General features: G+C 69.8%; 13 protein-coding genes. 4 read left to right on the forward strand and 9 right to left on the reverse strand.

The window, feature by feature from the left end:
- The first annotated feature begins 6 nt into the window (after positions 1-6).
- From ACZ7OI_RS43530 to ACZ7OI_RS43545, 4 genes are all read left to right on the forward strand, one after another.
- On the forward strand, positions 7-1,377 hold the full coding sequence (locus tag ACZ7OI_RS43530; RefSeq protein ID WP_470269952.1) for a preATP grasp domain-containing protein: 1,371 nt from the start codon (positions 7-9) through the stop codon (positions 1,375-1,377).
- 38 nt (positions 1,378-1,415) lie between these two features.
- Positions 1,416-2,453 carry a 2,3-diaminopropionate biosynthesis protein SbnB gene (gene sbnB / locus ACZ7OI_RS43535; protein WP_470269953.1) on the forward strand — a complete coding sequence of 346 codons (1,038 nt, stop codon included), beginning with the start codon at positions 1,416-1,418 and terminating at the stop codon, positions 2,451-2,453.
- Positions 2,454-2,457: 4 nt separating this feature from the next.
- Positions 2,458-3,435: a 2,3-diaminopropionate biosynthesis protein SbnA gene (gene sbnA / locus ACZ7OI_RS43540; RefSeq protein ID WP_470269954.1), complete on the forward strand. Its 978-nt coding sequence runs from the start codon at positions 2,458-2,460 to the stop codon at positions 3,433-3,435.
- Between the two features lie 119 nt (positions 3,436-3,554).
- Complete coding sequence (locus tag ACZ7OI_RS43545) at positions 3,555-4,841, forward strand: MMPL family transporter (protein ID WP_470269955.1); 1,287 nt, start codon at positions 3,555-3,557, stop codon at positions 4,839-4,841.
- An 83-nt stretch (positions 4,842-4,924) separates the two neighbouring features.
- Here ACZ7OI_RS43545 and ACZ7OI_RS43550 read toward each other — a convergent pair whose 3' ends face one another.
- The 9 genes from ACZ7OI_RS43550 to ACZ7OI_RS43590 are packed head-to-tail and all read right to left on the reverse strand — an operon-like array spanning position 4,925 to position 21,298.
- The gene (locus ACZ7OI_RS43550) at positions 4,925-5,878 is read right to left on the reverse strand and encodes an ATP-binding cassette domain-containing protein (protein ID WP_370939840.1); all 954 of its coding nucleotides are present in this window, start codon (positions 5,876-5,878) and stop codon (positions 4,925-4,927) included.
- A 1-nt stretch (position 5,879) separates the two neighbouring features.
- Positions 5,880-6,083, reverse strand: coding sequence for an MbtH family protein (locus ACZ7OI_RS43555; RefSeq protein ID WP_470269956.1), 204 nt, complete (start codon positions 6,081-6,083; stop codon positions 5,880-5,882).
- 17 nt (positions 6,084-6,100) lie between these two features.
- Positions 6,101-6,904: an ABC transporter permease gene (locus ACZ7OI_RS43560; RefSeq protein WP_470270113.1), complete on the reverse strand. Its 804-nt coding sequence runs from the start codon at positions 6,902-6,904 to the stop codon at positions 6,101-6,103.
- A 5-nt stretch (positions 6,905-6,909) separates the two neighbouring features.
- The gene (locus tag ACZ7OI_RS43565) at positions 6,910-16,587 is read right to left on the reverse strand and encodes an amino acid adenylation domain-containing protein (protein ID WP_470269957.1); all 9,678 of its coding nucleotides are present in this window, start codon (positions 16,585-16,587) and stop codon (positions 6,910-6,912) included.
- Complete coding sequence (sbnA, locus tag ACZ7OI_RS43570; RefSeq protein WP_470269958.1) at positions 16,584-17,564, reverse strand: 2,3-diaminopropionate biosynthesis protein SbnA; 981 nt, start codon at positions 17,562-17,564, stop codon at positions 16,584-16,586. The genes ACZ7OI_RS43565 and sbnA (ACZ7OI_RS43570) overlap by 4 nt, the downstream gene beginning before the upstream one ends.
- Positions 17,555-18,763 carry an acyl-CoA dehydrogenase family protein gene (locus tag ACZ7OI_RS43575; protein ID WP_470269959.1) on the reverse strand — a complete coding sequence of 403 codons (1,209 nt, stop codon included), beginning with the start codon at positions 18,761-18,763 and terminating at the stop codon, positions 17,555-17,557. Before ACZ7OI_RS43575 ends, sbnA (ACZ7OI_RS43570) begins: the two co-directional genes overlap by 10 nt.
- Positions 18,760-19,326 (reverse strand): DUF2786 domain-containing protein, encoded by a 567-nt coding sequence (locus tag ACZ7OI_RS43580; protein WP_470269960.1) that lies wholly within the window; start codon positions 19,324-19,326, stop codon positions 18,760-18,762. The genes ACZ7OI_RS43575 and ACZ7OI_RS43580 overlap by 4 nt, the downstream gene beginning before the upstream one ends.
- Positions 19,319-19,597 (reverse strand): acyl carrier protein, encoded by a 279-nt coding sequence (locus tag ACZ7OI_RS43585; RefSeq protein WP_470269961.1) that lies wholly within the window; start codon positions 19,595-19,597, stop codon positions 19,319-19,321. Before ACZ7OI_RS43585 ends, ACZ7OI_RS43580 begins: the two co-directional genes overlap by 8 nt.
- 24 nt (positions 19,598-19,621) lie before the next feature.
- Complete coding sequence (locus ACZ7OI_RS43590; RefSeq protein WP_470269962.1) at positions 19,622-21,298, reverse strand: phytoene desaturase family protein; 1,677 nt, start codon at positions 21,296-21,298, stop codon at positions 19,622-19,624.
- Positions 21,299-21,360 lie beyond the last annotated feature (62 nt).

Below are 21,360 nucleotides of genomic sequence, written 5' to 3' on the forward strand. Positions count from 1 at the left end.
GACGTCATGAGCGCCGACAACGGTTTCATCCCGCGGCTCAAGACCGCGGTTCTGGGCTCGGCCGAGCGCCCGCTGGTGTTCGTCGGCAACTTCGAGGTCGAAGAGCAGTGGGCGGTCGACGAGCAGGGGCTGCCCAGGGTGTCCGCCCCGGGCGGCACGGCGGTCGTCAACAGCATGGACGAGTTCGCGTTGCTGCTGGGCGGAAAGCGGGACCACGTGGTGCTCAAGCACGCACCCGATCCCGGCTATCGCAGCTATCTGGAAGGGCTCGGCCTCGACCTGCCGCAGATCCACGTGATCGCGGACCCGGATCCGGCGCGCACGGTCAGCCAGGACGCGCTGCACGATCCGTGGTTGATCGCCGCGCTTTCCGCGCTGCGCACCGACGAAGCGCATCTGCTGGCGCATGGCGTCTCGGAGGTGGAGGAAGAACTGTCCACCGCGACCGGGCTTCCGCTGGCTGCCCCGGACGCGGCCCGGTGCAAGGCAGTGAACAGCAAGATCTACAGCCGGCGGATCGCGACGCAGCTGGGATTACGGCAGCCGAACGGCTGGGCGTGCGACACGCTCGACCTGCTCGACGAGGCCGTCACCGAGGCGGCCGCTGTGCTCGCCACCGGGCGGAAGGTCGTCGTCAAAGAGGCGTTCGGGGTGTCCGGCAAGGGGATCTCGGTGGTCTCCGACGAACGCAGGCTCGACCGGTTGCGCCGGATGATCTCCGCGACCGCCCGGCGAAGGGGCCGGGACCGGATCGCGTTCGTCATCGAGGAGTGGGTCGACAAGCGCTCCGACCTCAACTACCAGTTCACCGTGAGCCGCGACGGTTCGGTGCACTTCGACTTCGTCAAGGAGCTGATCACCGAGCACGGTGTCCACAAAGGACACCGGATCCCGCCTCGGCTGGACGAAGCGCAGCTCGAGCGCATCCGGTCCGCGGCGCAGGCGCTCGGCGGGCAGCTCGCCGCCGACGGCTACTACGGCGTCGTGGGAGTGGACGCGATCGTCGAGCCGGACGGCGGCATCTTCCCGGTGCTGGAAATCAACGCCCGCAACAACATGTCCACCTATCAGGTGCCTATCCAAGAACGCTTCGTCACCGCGGGCGAGACCGCGATGGCCCGGCACTACTCCCTGCGGCTCGGTGCCAGCGTCGGTTTCGACCGGGTCCGCGACGTGCTCGGCGACCTGCTGTTCGACGGCGCGGGCAGCGGCCTGCTGGTGAACAACTTCGCCACCGTCAACGCCGGTGCGCAGACCGCGGACGGCGCACCGTTCGCCGGCCGCCTCTACGGCGTGCTCATCGGGGATTCGGTCGCCGAGGTCGACCGGATCGACGCGCGGGTCGAACGCGCGCTGGCCGTCCTGCAGCAGGACTGAGCACCCGTTTCCGTCCAGCCGAAGACTAAGGAAGTTCTGTGGCCGAAACCGCTACCGTTCCGGAGTTCGCCGTCGTGTCCGGAGCCCAGGTGCACCAGGTGCTCGACGGCGCCGAGAAACAACTCGTCGAGCTGATCGAGGCGACCTACCGGCTGCACGGCCAGCAGGCGACCGTCAACCCGCCTTCCTATTTCCTCCGGTTCCCGGACCGGCCGTCGGCGCGGATCATCGCGCTGCCCGCCTCGGTCGGCGGGGAGGTCGCGGTGGACGGGGTCAAATGGATCTCGAGCTTCCCGGAGAACGTCCGCACCGGGCTGCCGCGCGCCTCCGCCGTGCTGATCCTCAACGACCAGGCGACCGGCTACCCGCTGGCCTGCATGGAAAGCTCGATCATCAGCGCCAGCCGGACCGCGGCGTCGGCGGCGCTCGCGGCCGACTGGCTCAGCCGGCGCGGCGAACGTCCGCGACGGCTCGGGTTCGTCGGCACCGGGCTCATCGCACGCTACGTGCACCGGTTCCTGATCGGCACCGGCTGGGAGTTCGACGAGACCGCGGTTTTCGACCTCTCCGCCGAGCACGCCGCGGGGTTCCGGGGCTATCTGGAGACGACCGGCGCGAGCGGGATCTCGGTGCGCGGGAGCGCGGAGGAACTGATCCGCGGCAGCGACCTGATCGTGTTCGCCACCGTGGCCGGTGAGCCGCACGTGCACGATCCGGCCTGGTTCGAACACCACCCGCTGGTGCTGAACGTTTCGCTGCGCGACCTGTCCACCGAGGTGATCCTCGCGTCGGCCAACGTGGTCGACGACGTCGAGCACTGCCTGAAGGCCAACACCTCGGTCCACCTGGCCGAACAGGCCACCGGCGGACGCGACTTCCTCGACGGCACCCTCTTCGACGTGATGTCCGGGGCACTCGCCCTGGACGCCGGCCGGCCGGTGGTGTTCTCGCCGTTCGGCCTCGGCGTGCTCGACCTCGCGGTCGGCAAGCACGTCCTGGACGAACTGCGCCGCCGCGGCGAACTGCACGAGGTCGGCGACTTCTTCTTCGAACTCGACCGCTACGGCAAGCGCTGAGCCGATGCCGATCATCACCAGCCCGCACGAGTTCAACGTCGACGACCTGTTCGTCGACCTGAACGGGTGTACAGGGCGATCGCTCTACCTCAAATGCGAGGGCTTCAACTTCGCCGGTTCGATCAAGATCAAGGCCGCGACCGAGATGATCGACGCCGCCGAACTGGACGGCACGCTGAGGCCCGGCGCGACCCTCGTGGAGAGTTCGTCGGGCAACCTCGGGGTGGCGCTGAGCCTTGTCGCCACCAGCCGGGGCTACCGGTTCATCTGTGTCACCGATTCACGCTGCACCCTCGGCGCCCGGCAGCTGATGCAAACGCTCGGCGCCGAGGTGCACGTGATCACCGAACCGCATCCGGAAGACGGGCTGCTCGGCGCGCGGATCGCGCACGTGCGGCGGCTGTGCGCCGAGGGCGGCGACCGGGTGTGGCTCAACCAGTACGCGAACGCGGGCAACTGGCAGGCGCACTACCGCACCACCGGACCGCAGATCGCGAATTCGTTCCCCGGCGCCGACGTGGCGTTCATCGGGGCGGGCACGACCGGCACGCTGATGGGGTGCGCGCGGTACCTGCGCGAACACTGCCCCGGAATGCGCGTGGTGGCCGTCGACACCGTGGGTTCGGTGACCTTCGGGACCCCGGCCGCCCCTCGGATGATCCCCGGTCTCGGCACCGGGGTCCGGCCCGCGCTGCTCGACGAGTCCTATGTGGACGATGTGGTGCACGTGCCGGAACTCGCCACCGTGCGCATGTGCCGCAGGCTCGTCCGCGCGGGTTTCCTGTTCGGCGGCTCGACCGGCACTGTCGTGGCCGGGGCGCTCAACTGGCTCGACCGGCACGCGCCCGGCGAGAACTTCACCGCGGTGGCGGTCGCCCCGGATCTCGGCGACCGCTACCTCGACACGGTCTACCACGACCAGTGGGTGGCCGACCTCTACGGAGACGCGGCGCTCGCCCCGCCCGCCGCGCTCGGGAGCTAGTACCACTGGAAATCGAGGTGCCACGCCTAGTGTGCGCACGAACACGAGGAGCCATCCTTAGACCGTCCGGCTAGCCGCCTGCGCGGCGGGAGGCCTGAAGCGGCCCAAGGAGTGCGGCATTGCGAACGCTACCTCTGCTCCGTCTCGCGCGCTGGTGTGCCGGACACCCCGGCCCGGTCCTGTGCGCGTGGCTGCTGTTCCTGGTCGTGGCGGCGAGCGAGGGTCTTGCCGCCACGACCGGCGGCTCCGCGACGCCCGCCGGCTCCGTTCTCGCAGTCGGCTGCCTGCTCACCGCGCTGCTGCTGGTGCTGGTGCTGGGTTCGCTGCGGCTGGCCGCGATCGCGTTCGGGTATCTCGCGACGGTCGGGGTCAGCGCGCTCGGAGTGCTGATGGCGGTGGCCGAAGGAGCGGGTTCGTTCGGCAGCTGGAACCTCGTTCTCCTGCCGGGCATCACGAGCGCGGCCAACCATCTGCTGTTCGCGGTGCGCAGACAGCAGGAGATGCCGCCGGGCAAGCATGACGCGTCCGACACCGCGCAGATCGTCGCCTCGACGGCCGGACGTACCGCGCTCGTCACCGGGCTGGCGATGCTGACCGCGATGACCGGGCTGTATCTGACCGGCGAGCCGCAAGTCATGCGGCTGGCGGCGGCCGTGGTCCTGGTGATCCTCGTGGAAGCCGCCGCGGCGGTGACCCTGCTCCCGGTGCTGCTGACCCGGATCACGCTTCCGGTGCGGAGGTCGTTCCAGTGGCACTGGCTGCCCCGGTTCGTCGCCCGGCTGCCCGCGACCTGGCGCTACCGCAGCGCGGCCGGGCTCATCGGCGCGCTGGTGTGCACTGCCGCGGCGCTCGGTTACGTCGTCTTCCGCTACCTCGAATCGCCGACGCTGCCGCCGTTGCCGCTGGCGCTGCTGATCGGCCTGACCTCGCTGGCGGTGATCACGGCCTTCCGGCCGGTCGTGGTCGCGCTGACGACCGCGGTGCTTTCGGTGCTGTCCGCGCTTTTCGCGCTGACCATGCTCACCTGCATGGACCCGCCGACGCCGACGTGGCTGCCAGTGGCGCTGGTGGCCGTGCTCGCCGCGCCCACGACCGACATGCACGTCTGCCTGCTGCATCACTTCCGCGTCGAGGCGCTGACCGGGATGTCGCCCCAGCACGTGCTCGCCGAAGGACTGCGTCGCGGCACCGTGGCCATCTCCAGCGCAAGTGTGGTGTCGATCGGGATCTTCAGCGCCCTCGGGATCGCCGGCACCGGTGCGTTGAGCGAGTTCGGCTGGGCGGCAGCGGCGGCGTTGGCGATGGACGTGCTGGTGATCCGGTTGGTGCTGCTGCCCTTGCTGCTCTCGCTAGCAGGCCCGGTCCGCTGGTGGCGGCGGACCGGGCCGGGGGCTGCGCGAAGGTGAGACTCCGCTGAATGTCCACAAAAGACGTCAGCGTAGGCGGAATGCCCTGGCGGGAACCTGATTCCCGCCAGGGCCTATCGGGATCACCCGGTGGTCGGGTGCCCGGTGAGGTCGAGGAAGGCTTCGTCGAGGGTCGGCCTGCGCAGCGCGAAGTCCGCCAGCGCGACGCCGCGTTCGTGCAACGCGTTCGCCGCCGCCGCGATCCCGCCGCTCTCGTCGAGCAGTTCGAGGGAGATGCTGCACCGGCGTTCGTCGACGACCGGGACGCCCACCGCGACCGGCGTCAGCGCCGCCACTGCGTCCGCGAGACCTTCGGGATGCGCGACAGCGACTTCCAGCCGTTCCCGGCCGACCTTGCGCTTGAGCTCGTCCGCCGTTCCTTCGGCGACGCTCCGGCCCTTGTCGATGACCACGATCCGGTCGGCGAGGTAGTCGGCTTCCTCGAGGTACTGCGTGGTGAGCAGGACCGTGACGCCTTCGCTGACCAGCTCGCGGACCATCGTCCACAAGCCCATCCGGCTCGCCGGGTCGAGTCCGGTGGTCGGTTCGTCGAGGAACAGCACCGAGGGACGCGCCACCAGACAGGTCGCGAGGTCCAGGCGGCGACGCATCCCGCCGGAGTACGTGCCGACCGCGCGATCCGCCGCCTCGACCAGGTTGAACCGCTCGAGCAGTTCTCCCGCGCGGGCGCGCGCTCCCCTGCGGCCGAGGTGCAGGAGACGGCCCAGCAGCACCAGGTTCTGCCTGCCGGTCAGCAGTTCGTCGACTGCCGCGTACTGGCCCGCGAGCGCGATGTGCCGCTGGACCTGCTTGCGTTCCCGCACGATGTCGTGCCCGGCGACCAGCGCGCGGCCGCCGTCGGGCGGAAGCAGGGTCGCGAGCATCCGGACGGTGGTGGTCTTGCCCGCGCCGTTGGGGCCGAGCAAGCCCAGCACCGTGCCGGGCGGGACGGCGAGGTCCACGCCGGCGAGCGCTTCGTGGTCGCCGTAGCGTTTGCGGAGCCCTTCGGCTTCGATCGCGAGTTCTCCGTGTGCCATGTCAGCCTGCTTCCCGGATGTTCTCGGGCGACAGATCGGTCCAGTGGCCCGAAATGTGCGCGAGGGCTTCTTCGCGGCCGCTCTCGCCGAGCGAGACGCGCCAGCCGGTCGGGACTTCCGCGAAGGAGGGCCAGAGGCTGTACTGCCGTGCGTCGTTGACCAAGACCAGGAAAGCGCCGTTCTGGTCGTCAAACGGGTTTGTCATCGCATGCTCCGGATCGGTTAGGCGAGGCGGTAACGGCGGAAGCTCAGCAGGGTCGCCGCGGCGAAAAGCACGACCAGCGTCACCGCGACGACGATGCCGGGATGCTGGGCGGGGAACGAACTGTCCGCGGGCACCGGCACGCCCCACAGCTGGCGGCACAGCGTGGTGACGGAGCTGACCGGGTTCCATTCGGCGACCGGCCGCACCCACGACGGGAGCTGGCTGACCGCCATGAAAGCGTTGGACAGGAAGGAAAGTCCGAGCGTCAGCACCGCGCCGACGCCGTCGATCGATTCGGGATTGCCCATCGAAAGCCCGAGCAGCACGCCGACCCAGATCATCACGTAGAGGAAGAGGGCGAGCACCGCCAATCCGGCGAGCAGCGCGGGGAATCCGGCGTGCACCCGGCCGCCGACCGCCAGCCCGATCCCGGCGACGATCGCCAGCGCGATGAAGCCCACCAGCGCGTCGCCGATGGTGTGGCCGAACAGCACCGCGGGACGGGAGATCGGCAGCGAGCGGAATCGGTCGGTCAGGCCGCCTTTGAGGTCCATCGCCACCGCGATCGCGGTCGGTGCGACTCCGGCGAGGCCGACTTGCATGAGCGCGGCGGGGAAAAGGAATTCCGGATAGCTGCCGCCGCCTTCGACGCTCACCGCGCCTTTGAAGACGTAGCCGATGGCCAGCATGGTGATCAGGGAGTTCAGGGTGATCGCGAGGAGCCTGCCGGGCACTTTGCGCAGGTGGGTCAATCGGCGACCCGCCAGTGCGAAGGTTTCGACGAGCGCCGCTGCCCGCGGAGGGCTCACCGGGGTGGTCATTGTGGTCACTGCGACTCCTCGTTGCTCGCCAGCGTTCCGGCCGTCGCGGTGCCGATCTCCGCCTGCGGCCCGGGGTCCATCAGGTATTCGTGGCCGCAGTCGATCCGGTGCGCCCGCACTGGACCGGACACGTGCGGCACCCAGCGGCCCGCGCGTTCGGCCACTTCGGCGTCGGTCAATCCCTCGGCGGCGACGAACAGCTCGACGGCACCGGTGAACCTCGCCGGGCGGTACCGGTGGGCTAGCGCGGCGTTGTTGTCCATCACGGCCAGGACGCGGGTCATCCGTTCCTCGCCGATGTCGGCCAGCCTGCTGTCCCCGTCGCGCAGCACCGCGATGACATCGGCCGGGGTCAGCTCGGCACCGGCGCCGGTGTCGTGGAAGCCCACATGCTCCAGGAAATCGACGAGCAGCTCGTGCCGTGTCGGTGCGGCTTCGGAACCGTCCTGCGGGTAGCTGTCCAAAATAGACAGTGAGCCGACCGTTTCGCCTTCGGATTCGAGGCGCACGGCCAGTTCAAAGGCCAGCAGGCCGCCGTAGGACCAGCCGAGCAGGTGGTACGGACCGTGGGACTGGATCCAGCGGAGGTTCTTCAGGTAGTCCTCGGCGACCTGTTCGACCGAGTCCGGGAATTGTTCCGTGCCACTGATTCCCGGCGACTGAAGACCGTAGATCGGACGGTCCGGCAGATGGGCCGCCAGGCCGAGGTAGGGCAGACTCAAGCCGAGTCCGGCGTGCAGGCAGAACAGCGGCGGTTTCGATCCGGTCGGGCGGATCTGCAGCACCGGTGCGAACGGGTCCGGCAGGTCCGCCAGGTCGGGTTCGGCTCGTTCGGCGAGTACGGCCAGGCGTTCGACGCTGCCGTGGGTCAGGACGTCGGCCACGGTCAGCCGGAGTCCGGCTCGCCGGGCCAGGGCGACCAAGCGGACGGACTGCAGGCTGTTGCCGCCCAGTTCGAAAAAACCGGTTCGGACGTCGATGTCGGAGAGTCCGAGGGTTTCCGCGAAAGCGGTTCGCAGCAGTTCGACGGTTTCGCTGGGGTCCTGGGTCGTTTGTGCGGTGGGAACGGGCAGGGCAGCGCGATCCAGCGAGCCGTCCGGAGCGACGGGGATGGTGTCCAGTTCCGTGAAGGAGGACGGGATCAGGTAGTCCGGGAGTTCGGCGGCCAGTGCTTCCCGCAGGATGAGCGGGTCGACGCCGCGCTCCCATTGCGGGACGACGTAGGCGATCAGGTCGTCCTCGGCGATGACGGCGGCTGCCGCGACCGAGGGCTGACGCTGCAGGGCCGCTTCGATTTGCCCGATCGGGATCGCGAAGCCGCGTACCCGGGCCTCGCGGATCACCTCCACGGTTCCGTCCAAGCGGGTGCGGGCGGGGAGTCCGGTGGGTGCGTCAGCCAAATACAGCTCACCTCGGCCACCGCGCGGCACTGGCTGCAGACTCTGGTCGAGGACGGCGGCACGGCTGTGCGCGAACGGACGTCCGTTGACCAGCGAGAGCCAGCCGGACGCCGCGGTGCCCTCGCAGTTGAGTGCGCCGTCGAGAAAATCTTCGCCGAAGTTCAGCACCCGGGTACCCGGTCGCAGCGCCAGCATTTTCGCGATGCTCGGGGTCAGGACCACGACGCTCGGGTCGACCGACGATGCGAGTTCCGCGATCTCCGCGGCGGGAGCGACGGTCACCACCGCGCCTGCGTGCAATGCGGCCAGCACAACCGGCAGGGCGAACTCGGCGTCCGGTGCCAGGACGCGGTCGTTGGCCGTGAGCGGCAATTCGGCCAGCAGGGCGGAAATAGTCGCGGCCAGCCCGCCTCGGGTGAACACTGCGTCACCGCGATATGCCAGGTCTGCCTCGGACAGCGACGCCTCCAGGTCGGTGTCGGAGAATCCGGACACGTCCGTGTGCACTGTGAAGCGAGACTGGCCGCTCGAGGTCCAGGCTGCACCGGTGGCGAGGACGGCGAAGATCGCTGCCCAGCGGTCCCGGCCTGGTGGCAGGTCGACGGTCACCGTCTCTCCTGGTCCCGCGCCTTGCGCCTGCAACGCTCGGGCCAATCGGTTGGCTTGCTCGCGCAGGCCGATGTCGCCGGGCACCAGCAAGCCGTCGGGAACCTCGGGCGCCGACACGGCTGAGGTGACCCGCTCGGCGTCCGTGCGCAGGTCGATCCGGCTCAGCGGCTGCCCGGGATCCTCGGCGGCGGCCGTCAGCAGGAGCGTCAGCCGGTCGACCAGCAGCTGCGCGGTCTCCGCGGTGAACGCGTCGGCGTTGTACTCGAGAGTGCCTTCCAGACCGCGCTCCCCCTTGTGCTGGCCCAACTGGAAGGTCAGGTCGAACTTGAACTTCTTGTGCGTCGGGGCCAGCAGTTCGGGACGCGCGGTCAGGCTGCCGAGGCTGACTTCGGACGGCGGCACGTCGTAGAAGGACAGCAGCACCCCGAACAACGGCTGCCGCGACATCGACCGGGCGGGTTGCGTCGCCTCCAGCAGCCGTTCGAAGGGCAGGTCCTGGTGGGCGTAGGCGGCGAGGTCGGCGTCGCGGACCCGCGCGACCAGGTCGGCGAAGTGCGGATCGCCGCTGGTGTCGGCGCGCAGGACGAGCGTGTTGACGAAGAAGCCGACGAGGTCGTGCACGGCTTCGTCCGGGCGTCCGGCGACCAGGCTGCCGAGCGGGATGTCGGTTCCCGCGCCAAGACGAGTGAGCAGGGTGGCCAGCGCGGCTTGGACGACCATGAACAGGCTCGCCCCTTGCCCGTGCGCGAGCCGCGCGAGTCCCCGGTGCACGGTGGACGGCACCGCGAACTCGATGGTTCCGCCGCGGTAGCCGGCGGAGGCGCGCCGCGGCAGGTCGACCGGCAGCGCCAGTTCGCCGGGCATTCCGGCGAGTGCTTCCCGCCAGTGCTTCAGCAGGCGGGCGGATTCGCCGTCCTTGGTGTCGTCCAGGAGGGAGTGTTGCCAGACCGAGTAGTCCGCGTACTGCGCGGGCAGGTCCGTCCACTCTGGACTGTTTCCGGACAGCCGGGCTTCGTAGGCGGTGGCGAGGTCGCGGGCGAGCACGTCGACGGACCAGGCGTCCCCGGCGATGTGGTGAAGCACCAGCAGGAGGACGTGGTCGCCGTTTCCGGAGGGGCCGAACAGCTTGCTGCGCAACGGAAGGTCGGCGGCCAGGTCGAATCCTCGGGCGACTTCTTCTTCCAGCGCCGCGGCGAGGTCCGCGGGCATCGGCGCGAGGCGCAAGGACTCCCCCGCGTCGAGGACGCGCTGGTACGGCACGCCGTCGGTGTCGGGGAAGATCGTGCGCAGGATTTCGTGGCGCGTGGTGAGATCGTCGATGGCGGCGGCGAGCGCGGAGCGGTCCAGCGCTCCGGAAAGCCGCACGGCGAGGGGGATGGTGTACCCGCCGTGTTCGCCTTCGAGCCGGTTGAGGAACCACATCCGCTGCTGCGCGTACGACAACGGCAGCGGATCGGGACGGTCCAGTTTGCGGAACGCCGCGCGTGCTTGGCCCGCCGACGCGAGCCGTCCGGCCAGTGCGGCGACGGTACGGGCCTCGAACAGGTCCCGCAGCGGCAGTTCGACGTCCAGTTCCGACCGGATCCGGCTGACCAGCGCGGTGGCCAGGAGGGAATGGCCGCCGAGTTCGAAGAAGTCGTCGTCGATTCCGGCTTCGGACAGCCCCAGTACTTCGGCGTAAAGCCGGGTCAGCTGTTCCTCGACGGGGGTGCGTGGTCCGCGTTTCGCTTGCCCGGCCAGGTTTTCCGGGGCGGGAAGGGCTTTGCGGTCGACCTTGCCGTGTGCGGTCAGCGGGAGCCGGTCGAGCACGACGATCGCGCTGGGGACCATGTACGCGGGCAGCAGTTCGGCCAGTTGAGCCTGCAGATCCTCGGGACGGGCGGTTCCCGCGACGTAGCCGACCAGATGCCGGTTGGCCGCGTCGGAACCCTGCACGACGACCACCGCGTCGGTCACGGATTCCTGCGCGAGCAGTCCGGCTTCGATTTCGCCGAGTTCGATGCGGTGGCCGCGGATCTTGACCTGGAAGTCCCGGCGCTCCACGAACTCCAGCGCACCGTCGTCCCGGCACACGACGCGGTCGCCGGTCCGGTACATCCGGGTTCCCGGTTCCCCGAACGGATCCGCCACGAACACCGAACCCGTCTTGACCGGATCACCGACATAACCACGTCCGACGACCAGACCGCCGACATACAGTTCGCCAGCCGCCCCCGGGGGAACCGGCCGCAGCTCGTCGCCAAGGACGTACAGCCGGGTGTTCCGCACCGGGAGGCCGATCGGCACTCGCAAACCTCGCGCATCGTCCACACTGGACAGAACGGCGTGCGTCACGTCGTCCGAGCATTCCGTCGGGCCATAGGCGTTCACCATCGGGATGTCCGGGAAGTACTCGAACCACCGGACGCACAGGTCCGGCGGCAAGGCCTCGCCGGTCACCACCAGCCAGCGCAACCCGTCCAGGTTCGGCGGACCGCCGGCGTCCCAGAAGTCCAACGCCGCCCGCAACAACGACGGCACGACTTCCAGCACCGACATCCCCAAGCCGAACAGCACGTCCGGATCGGCCGCCGTCTCCCGGCTCACTGCGCGGACCTGACCGCCGACCAGCAGCGGAGCCAGCATCTGCCACACCGAGACGTCGAACGTCAGCGGGGCGTTCTGCACCAGCACATCCGACGGCTTCAGAGCCAGGTCTTCCACCTTCGCGAGCAAGTGGTTGACCATCCCGAGGCGAGAAACCATCGCACCCTTGGGGCGACCGGTGGAGCCGGAAGTGAAGATCAGGTAGGCCACATCGTCGTCAGCACCGACTACCGGTGCCAGTTCGGTGTCGACCACGCCGTCCAACTCGATGACGTCCACCGGCAGGCTGGCCGCGATCTCCCGGAACTCCGGTGCCACGATCACGCACGCCGCGCCACTGTCCTCCACCAAGCCTTGCAGGCGAGCGAGCGGCACCGTCGGGTCCAGCGGCACGTAAGCACCACCGGCGCCCAGGACACCGAGAACCGCTGAAATAAAGCCAATGCCGGGACCGGCGAGCACACCCGCTACTCGGCCCGGCGGCAATCGGCGAGACAGCGCCGAGGCCAGTCCCACCAGTTCCGCATAGCTCACGGATCCGGTGTCGTCGACCACCGCGACCGCATCGGGGGCCTGCGTGCGCACTCGCTCGACCACGCCCGCACCGACCGGGCCAGTCTCGCCCAGCAGGAAGGTCTGCGATGGTTCGGCCACCACGTCGATCCGGCCGAGCAGGCGGTCCGGATCGCTGAGCACCGTGTCGAGCAGCGCCCGGAACTGCTGCGTCAGCCCGCGGACGCGGTCTTCGCCGAAGGCCTCGCGGAGGTAATCGAAGCGAAAGACGAGGGAGGCGTGCGGTTCCACGACGAGGCTGAGCGGGTAGTGCCGCGAATCGAGCGTCACCGCGTCGACCACGCGGACGTCCTCGCCGAGTTTCACCAGCGGGCCGCCGTCGCCGGCGGGGACGTTCTCGAACACCACTGCGGTGTCGAAGAGTTCTCCGCTGTCCGGAATCGCTCCGCTCAGTTGCGCCTGGCCGATGTGCTGGTAGGACACCATCGAGGCTTGCTGATGTCCCAGTTCGGCAAGCAGTTCGCGGACCGGGCGCGCCGGGTCGAGGCGGGCGCGGACCGGCACGGTGTTCACGAACATGCCGACCATCGTTTCGACACCGGGCAGTTCCGCCGGACGTCCGGAGGCCACCGCACCGAAGACCACGTCCTGCTGTCCGGCCAGCCTGCCGACCAGAATCGCCCAGCAGGCTTGCACGATCGTGCTGACCGTCAGCTCGTGTTCCCGTGCCCAGGCATAGAGATTCGCAGTGTCGCTTTCGGACAGTACTAACTCGACAGTCGCGGGCAGAGTCGCGGCGGCGGGCAGATCCGGCGCCACGCGAGTCGGTCCGGGCAGGCCGTCGAGAAGGTCCTGCCAGGCTTTCCGTCCGGCGTCCTGGTCTTGGCGGGACAGCCAGGCGAGGTAGTCGCGCATCTGCGGCACAGCGGGCAGTTCGGCCGTCGCGCCGCGTGCGTAAAGCTGCGCCAGCTCGTCGATGAGGATGGGCACCGACCAGCCGTCGGTGGCGATGTGGTGTGCGCTCCACAGGAATCGGTAGCGCTCGGCGGCGACCCGGATCAGAGTGAAACGAACCAGCGGCGGGCGGGCGAGATCGAAGCGGCGCAACCGGTCTTCCTCGACCAGCCGCTGCAGCTCCGCCACTCGACGGTCCTCCGGCAGCACGGTCAGGTCGACCTCGGTCCACGGCAGCTCGACCGATTCGGCGACCAGCTGCACCGGTTCCCCGTCTCGGCGTCGCCGGAAGTATCCGCGCAGGGCGGTGTGCCGGGTCAGCAGCGTGGCGCAGGCGTCCCGGACCGCTGCGGTGTCGAGCGGTCCTTCTAGGTCCGCGATCGCTTGCACGGCATAGAAGTCCACGCCTTCGGCGTCCAGCTCGGCGTGGAAGAGCATGCCTTGCTGCAACGGGGCCAGCGGGAGCACTTCCTCGACCGGGCCGACCCGCAGCTCGTCGAGTTCTCCAGGTTCGAGTTCGACCAAGGCGGCGGATTCGAGGGCGACCTCGTCCCCGGCCGGGACCGCGTTTTCCGCGATCGCCGCTGGGGTGCGTGCTTCCAGCAGGTCGCGCGGGGTGATGATCAGCCCGGCTTTGCGGGCACGGCTGACCACCTGGATCGAGCTGACGCTGTCGCCGCCGAGGGCGAAGAAGTTGTCGTCGATGTAGACCTTCGGCACCGTCAGGACTTCGGCCAGCACGTCGCACAGGATGGCCTCGACGGCGTTGCGCGGTGCCCGGCCGACCGCCTCGGCGGCGAAATCGGGCTCCGGCAACGCTTCCCGGTCGACCTTGCCGTGCACGGTCAACGGCATCGCGTCGAGCACGACCATCGCGGACGGCACCAGGTAGTCCGGCAGCCGCTGCTGCAGTTCGCTGCGCACGGACGGGATGTCGACCGGCTCCGTTCCGACCAGGTACGCGGCCAGCCGTTTGGTCCCGGCATCGTCGGTGCGCACCACCACGACCGCGTCCGCGATCTCGGGCAGCTCGCGCAGGGTGGCTTCGATTTCACCGAGTTCGATGCGGTGGCCGCGGATCTTGACCTGGAAATCCCGGCGCTCGATGAACTCCAGCGCACCGTCGTCCCGGCGCACCACTCGGTCGCCGGTCCGGTACATCCGGGTGCCCGGCTCGCCGAACGGATCCGCGACGAACACCGAGCCGGTCTTGCCCGGATCGCCCACGTAACCACGGCCGACCACCAGACCGCCGACGTACAGCTCGCCAGCCGCACCCGCCGGAACCGGACGCAGCTCGTCGCTCAGCACGTACAGCCGGGTGTTCCGCACCGGAAGACCGATCGGTGTCCGCACCCCGCGCACATCGTCCACATTGGACAGGATCGCGTGCGTCACGTCGTCCGAACATTCCGTCGGCCCGTAGGCATTCACGAGCGGAATCTGCGGGAAGTACCCGAACCACCGCACGCACAGGTCCGGCGGCAACGCCTCGCCGGTGACCACCAGCCACCGCAACCCGTCCAGGTTCGGCGGACCGCCGGCGTCCCAGAAGTCCAACGCCGCCCGGAGCAACGACGGCACGACTTCCAGCACCGACATGCCCAAGCCGAACAACGTCTCCGGATCCGCCGCGACCCGCCGGTCCACCACGCGGACCTGACCGCCGACCACCAGCGGCGCGAGCATCTGCCACACCGACACGTCGAACGTCAGCGGCGCGTTCTGCACCACCACGTCGGACGCACCCAGCCCGAGATCCTCGACCTTCGCCAGCAGGTGGTTCATCATCCCGAGCCGCGAAACCATCGCGCCCTTGGGACGACCGGTCGACCCCGACGTGAAGATCACGTACGCCACGTCATCATCGGCGCCGACCACCGGTGCCAGCTCGGCATCAACCGTGCCGTCCAGTTCCACGACATCCACCGGCAGCTCCGCGGCGACGTCCCGGAACTCTGGTGCCGCAACGACACAGGCCGCGCCGCTGTCCGCCACCAAGTCGCGCAACCGCGCCAACGGCAGTGTCGGATCCAGCGGCACGTAAGCACCACCAGCGCCCAGCACGCCGAGAACCGCTGAGATGAAGCCACTTCCCGGACCAGCGAGTACGCCAACCACGCGCCCCACCGGCAATCGCCGCGACAATGCCGAGGCCATTCCGACCAGGTCCGCGTAGCGCACTGACCCGGCAGCGTCGACCACCGCCACTTCATCCGGTGCCTGCGCGCGCACTCGCTCCACCACGCCCGCACCCACCGGGCCGATAGCGCCCAACCCGGCGGCGAGCAGTTCCTCGCGCTCCTGCGCATCAGCGACGTCGACGTGCGCGAGCGGCGCGTCCGGATCGGCGCGCGCGAAGCGGTCCAGGAACCCGGCGAACCGGTGCAGATGAGTGTCCACTCCGGACTCGTCGTAAAGGTCGGGGTTCCCGTTGAGGTGCAGTTCGATCCCGCCGCCGGGCTCGTCGAGGACCGTGATGGACAGGTCGTTGGTGATCCCGGTGGACAGGTTCCGCACCCGGGTCACGCAGTCGCCCAGCCGCAGCCCGGGGTCCGCGGGCAGCACGTTGACGAACGGCCCGCCGAACGGCCGCCGTTCGTCGCTGCGCACGCCGATGTCGCGGCGGATCTGGTTGACGTGATACCGCTGGTGCTTGAGCGTGCGGGCGAGTTCCCGCGACGCCTGCTTCAGCAGCACCTGCGGGGTCATCGCGGGCGTGACCTGCATTTTCAGCGGCAGGTAGTTCGCCATCATCCCCGGGATCGTCCGCGTCCGGACCCCCGCGCGGGCGGCGACCGGGACGGTCAGCATCAGGTCTTGGATGCCGGAAAGGCGTTCGGTGTAGGCGGCCATCGCGGCGAGCAGGAAGGTCGGCAGGGTCACCCCGGCCTGCGCCACCGCCTTCCGCGCCGCCGCGGCCGCGTCGGCGGGCAGGGCGAGCGTGCGGCGAAGGAAGCCGCGAGCCGGTGCGGGTTCCTTGCCGGACAGGCTGATCAGGTCCGGGACCGTGCGGAAGTGACTGCTCCAGAACTCGCGGTCCCGCCCGAGATGCGTCGAGGTCTGGTAGGCGAGTTCGGATTCCAGCAGGTCCCGGAACGGCGGCAGCGGACGGCCTTCGGGCTCCGCGCCGGTCAGCACGGCCGTGTACAGCTCGCCCATCCGCCGGTGGCAGATCGCGGCGCTGAACCCGTCGCCCACCAGGTGGTGGGTGGTGAGATACCAGAACCGCCGGCGCGGGCCCAGCGTGAGCAAAGCCGCGCGGAACAGCGGGAAATCGGTGACGGAGAACGGCCGCGTCAGGTCCTCGTGCATCCACGCGAGCGCGGCCGCCTCCGGGTTCGGTTCGCCGGACAGGTCGAGGAAGCGGACCGGCAGCTCGGTCAGCGGTTCGACCACCTGGCGCGGTTCGCCGTCGACCTCGAAGAAGCGGGCGCGGAAGCATTCGGCCTCGTCGGTGAGCAGGCGGAACGCCTCGGTGAACACCGCCACGTCGAGGTCGCCGGAGATGTCGAGGTAGTCGGCCATCGCGTAGGCCAGTCCGCCTCCGGACAGCTGCTCGTCGAACCAGACGTCGGTCTGGGCCGTGGAGAGGGGCAGGCTGGTCTCGACAGCGGTCATCGCGGCACCTCGGAAAGTCGGTCGGTGGTCTGCTCGGGCATCCGGCCGAGCGCATCGGCGGCCCAGTGGTCCCGGTAGACCGTGTCCAGGTAGTGGTCGCCCAGGTCCGGGGAGATGGCGACGGCGGTCAGATCGCGGTCTTCGCGGGCGAGCCAGGACAGCGCGCCGGCGACGACGGTGCCGGTCGAGCCGCCGAACAGGAAGCCGTGCCGCACCAGCGTCCGGCACATCTCGACGGTCGCGGTCTCCTCGACGTGCACCACATCGTCCACTAAGGACTCGTCGAGCAGCGCCGGGCGGATCGCGGAGCCCAGCCCGGGAATCTGCCTCGGCCCGGGCGGGCCGCCGAAGCTCACCGAGCCGACGCTGTCCACCGCGACCACGCGGATCGACCGGCGCGCCTCGCGCAGGTAGCGGGCGCAGCCCATCAGCGTCCCGGCCGTGCCGGTGCCGACGAACAGGACGTCGAGGCCGGGGAACATGCGCAGGATCTCCGGGCCGGTGGTCCGGTAGTGCGCGGTCCAGTTGCCCGGGTTGGTGTGCTGGTCGAGCCAGACGTAGTCCTCGTGCTCCGCGCAGAGGCTCTCCACCAGCCGCTGCCGCGCGCCGACCAGGCCGTCCGCCGGATGCGGTTCGGTCAGCACGCGGACCTCGGCGCCGTAGTTCTGCATCAGCTGCCGGGCGGACAGCGTGCAGTGGTCGTCGGTGACGCAGATGAACCGGTATCCCCGGCTGGCCGCGACCATCGCGAGCGCGACGCCGATGTTCCCGGACGAACTTTCGACGATCGTGGCGCCGGGGCGCAGCGTGCCGTCCCGCTCGGCGCGCTCGACGATCTCCAGCGCGGCCTTGAGCTTGATCGACCCGGCGAAGTTGAAGCCCTCGCATTTGACGAACAGGTCGCGGCCGACGAACCGGCGCAGGTCGACATAGAGATCCGGGACGGTGAACTCCTGAGGGGCGGATATCACCCGCACGGCAAACCTCCGCGGTTCAGCGCCGGGAACGACTCGCCCTGGCCGACTTTGCCGGCGAGCAGCCCGGTGAAGACGATGAGTTTCTGGATGTTCGCGGCGCCTTCCATGAATTCGACGCCGCGCGCGTCACGAATCAGCTTGTCCAGCAAGGGATGCGTCCAGCGTGCGCTCGGTCCGAAGAACCGGCAGGCGGCTCTGGTCGCGTCCTCGGCGAGCCGGCTCGCTTCGGCTTTGGCGGACGAGGCGAGGTGCCCGCCGCGGCTGCCGCCCGCGTCGACCTCCATCGCCGCGAGGTGCACCAGGTTCCGGACGCTCTCGATCCGGTAGCCCAGCTGGTCCCATTCGGCCGCCGCACCGCCGGCGAGCAGTCCGCCCTCGGCGCGGACGTACTCGTGCGCCGCTCGCGCGATGCCGACGGCGATGGCCGCGACGCCGGGGCGTAGGCGGTTGAACGTCAGCGTGGCGGCCCACATCCCGCGTCGGGTCGGGGAAAGGTGCCTCCCGAGCACTCGGCCAGCGGGAATCCGCACATTGTCGAACTCCAGGGCGCAGAACCGTGCGCCGCGCAAGCCGAGCATGCCCAGAGGTTCGGCGTGGAAGCCGGGGGAAGCAGTGTCCAGGAGGACTGCGCGCACGCCGAGCGGACCGGGCGCGGTGCGGGCGAAGACCACGCCCATGCCCGCGCGGGAGGCGTTGCCGACGTAGCGTTTCCGGCCGTTGAGGACGAAGTCTCCGTCTGGTCCGGGCGTCAGGCTGGTGGTCAGCGCGTTCGCGTCGGAGCCCGCGTCGGGTTCGGTGAGCGCGAAGAACGTCCACGTTGGACGGTCGATGAGCCTGCCGTAGAACCAGGCTTTCTGTTCGTCGTCGCCGAGTACGTCGATCAGGACGCCGGACATCGACGCGCCCGGTGCGGCGAGCGTCGCGCCGGCGTCGCCCCGGGCGAACTCCTCCAGCAGCACCGTCCGTTCCAGCGCGGTCATCCCGTGGAACCGGTGCCCGGCAACCCTGATGCCCTCCGCGCCGTACTCCGCCGGGACCAGCAGCTGGGCCATACAGCGCACCGCGGGCAGATCGGCGAACTGGGCGGTGGCCTCGGGATCGCGGTCGAGCACGGCTCCGGCGGCGCGGAGGCCGGTCGCCCATTCCGCGGCAAGATCTCGCAGAGCCAGCAAGGGTTCGGTCAGTACCGTGCCCGTCACGTCGTCCCCTCGGCCATTTCGTGGACACTCGCAAGCAGCTCCGAAACGTCGGCTACCTCGCCTGGCCCGCCGACCAGGAAGCCCTTCGCCCCCAACAGGCCAAGCAGCTTCCGGTCCACATCGGACAGACACTGGTGCAGATACCGCACTCGCGCGGGAGCCGCGCTTCCGTCCGCCAGCAGATCCGCTTCCACCGCCAGTTGCCCGTTCAGCGCGCTCGCGAGACAGTCCTGGATCATCTGCTTGCGCAGCAACGATTCCTCGCCCGAGCGCCGCTCGCCCAGGTACCGGAGACACTCGTCCAGCAGCCCTTGGGAAAGCCCCAGCCGCACCCACACCAGCTCCGGCCCCGCAGGCGCTTCCGGCAAACCCCGCGCGAACGCGACCGCGCCGCCCGGGAGATCAGCCTCCCGCAGGATCTCCGTCCCGGCGGGCAGTTCTCCCGCCGGGACAGCCGCGATCGCGCCGTTGCGGCGTCTCGTCCGCAGCAGCTTGAGCGCGGGCGCGACGCCCTGCTCCCGGGCGACGCGCCGGCACTCCTGCCACTGTGCCGGGTCAGGCACGGATTTCCGCGATGACGAACGCGGCGAGCGAACGCACCGATTCGAAGTGCTGCATCTCCAGGTTTTCGGTGTCGAACTCGATGCCGAACGTGTCCTCGAGCTGCATCAGCAGTTCCAGCACGCCGGTGGAGTCGAGGCCGGCGTCGGACAGCCGGGTGTCCGCGGACAGGTCGTCGACGTCCCGTTCGAGCACCGCGCCCAGCGCGCCGGTGATGCCTTCGACGATCCGCTCCTCGGTCAGGGTCTGCGCGGTCTGCGTGGTCTCAGTCATGGCTCTCCTTCTTGTACACAGGGTTCAGCGCGCCGTCGGAGCGAATCCGCGGGCGTCGCGGCGGGCCTGGCCGCGGGAGATCCGCAGCGGATCCCAGTCGTGGCCGCGTTCGGGCAGCAGGGCGCGGTCGGCGAAGACCGCGCCGTCGTACGCTTCGGCCAGCACCGGCCGGTCGAGGATCGCCTCGGCGCACTGCGCACCGCCGACCGCGGCCCCGACGACTCCCCCGCCGTGGATGTCCTGTCCGGCGACGAACAGTCCTTCGACGGCGGTCCGCACGTCCGGCCGCCGTCCGTGCGGGCCCCAGGACTGCAGCCCGTACGCGGCTCCGCCGGTGGCCAAGGTGTAGCGCTCCTGCGTGAGCGGGGTGGCCGATTCGAGGTAGACGATGCGGTCCCGGAACGGGCCGAGCACCTCTTCCGCGCGGTCGAGCAGGCAGGCGGCGAGTTTCTCTTTGGCCGCGCGATATTCGGCCACCCGCCGGTAGCGGAGCCCGGACGCCGGTCCGTCGGCTACGCCCCACTGCTCGTAGCCGGGCGGGCACGCGGTCATGATCTGGAGGTTCGTGTACCCGGGCGGGCACACCGCGGTGTTTCCGGGGTCCTTGTGCGATGCAGAGGAAATGAACACGAACGGCAACTCGTCGAACTGGCCCGCTTCCGTTCGGGCGTAAGCACTTTCGACGTCGCCGCTCGGCCAGTACCAGATGTTGGCCTCGGATGCTTCGGGCAACTCGGTGTCCACCACCGCATAACTGGTGACCAGCGGCAGCCGCATCACCGCGTCTTCGGTGCGCCGGACGATGCTTTCCGGGAGGTTTTCCCGGCCACCGCACAACTCCAGCACCGTGCGTCGATAGTCCGCATTGGACACCACCAGCGGCGCGCGCAGTACGTCTCCGTCGGCCAGCTCGACACCGACCGCGCGCCCGTGCTCGATCAGGATCCGGGCGGCGCGCGCCTTGGTGCGCAGCTGGCCGCCGTGGGTTTCGAGCTGTTCCACCAGCGCGGCGGCCAGCATCTGGCCGCCGCCCTCCGGGTAGTACGCGCCACCGGTCAGGTAGTCGTCGAGCATGCGAATGTGCGCCGCGACAACGGTATTCGCCGGCGACGACGCGTAGTTGCCGGACTGCGCGGCCAGCACGGTGCGCACGGCTGCCGACAGTCCACAATGGTCAAACAAGCGGCTCAGGCTGCGTCGGCTCCAGCGCACCACCGCGGCCGAGTTGCCCAGCACCGGCCGAGCACTCGCTGAATACCTTGCGGCCGCGGCGATCTCACCGCAGATCGCGAGGTACTCCTGAAGTCCCGCAGCCTCCGCCGGAAAGGTTTCCCGCAGCCGGTCCCCATACCGGGACCAGCCCTCCGGCACGTCGAAGCGCAGGCCCGGCAGCACGATCCGGTCGAAGCCGTCCGGGTCGAGCCGGCGGAACCGCACCCGGTCGCCGACGCCGAGCCCGCCCAGCAGCGACGGAAGCAGCCCGCCGGGCCCGCAGTCGCCGAGGTAGTGCACGCCGATGTCGAACTCGTAGGAGCGCCGCCGCCGGAACATGTGGCAGTTGCCGCCCGCCACGTCGTGCTGTTCGAGCACCAGCACCCGGCGGCCGAAGGCGGCGAGGTACCCGGCGCAGACGAGGCCGCCTATCCCGGACCCGATCACGATCGCGTCCCAGGAAGAGCTTCCCGCCTCGTTCGGACTCATGCCGCTGACGCTACGGCGGGGCGGTGACCCCGGGCTGACCGCGCGCTGACAGCTGGGGGCAG

The sequence above is a fragment of the Amycolatopsis sp. NPDC114503 genome (assembly GCF_055633655.1).

Bases quoted from the DNA above. Each gene is read 5' to 3' on its own strand.
- ACZ7OI_RS43530 (WP_470269952.1), top strand. From the start codon at position 7: ATGAGCGCCGACAACGGTTTCATCCCGCGGCTCAAGACCGCGGTTCTG.
- sbnA (WP_470269954.1), top strand. From the start codon at position 2,458: ATGCCGATCATCACCAGCCCGCACGAGTTCAACGTCGACGACCTGTTC.
- ACZ7OI_RS43550 (WP_370939840.1), bottom strand. From the start codon at position 5,878: ATGGCACACGGAGAACTCGCGATCGAAGCCGAAGGGCTCCGCAAACGC.
- ACZ7OI_RS43555 (WP_470269956.1), bottom strand. From the start codon at position 6,083: ATGACAAACCCGTTTGACGACCAGAACGGCGCTTTCCTGGTCTTGGTC.
- ACZ7OI_RS43560 (WP_470270113.1), bottom strand. From the start codon at position 6,904: ATGACCACCCCGGTGAGCCCTCCGCGGGCAGCGGCGCTCGTCGAAACC.
- ACZ7OI_RS43565 (WP_470269957.1), bottom strand. From the start codon at position 16,587: ATGACCGCTGTCGAGACCAGCCTGCCCCTCTCCACGGCCCAGACCGAC.
- ACZ7OI_RS43585 (WP_470269961.1), bottom strand. From the start codon at position 19,597: ATGACTGAGACCACGCAGACCGCGCAGACCCTGACCGAGGAGCGGATC.
- ACZ7OI_RS43590 (WP_470269962.1), bottom strand. From the start codon at position 21,298: ATGAGTCCGAACGAGGCGGGAAGCTCTTCCTGGGACGCGATCGTGATC.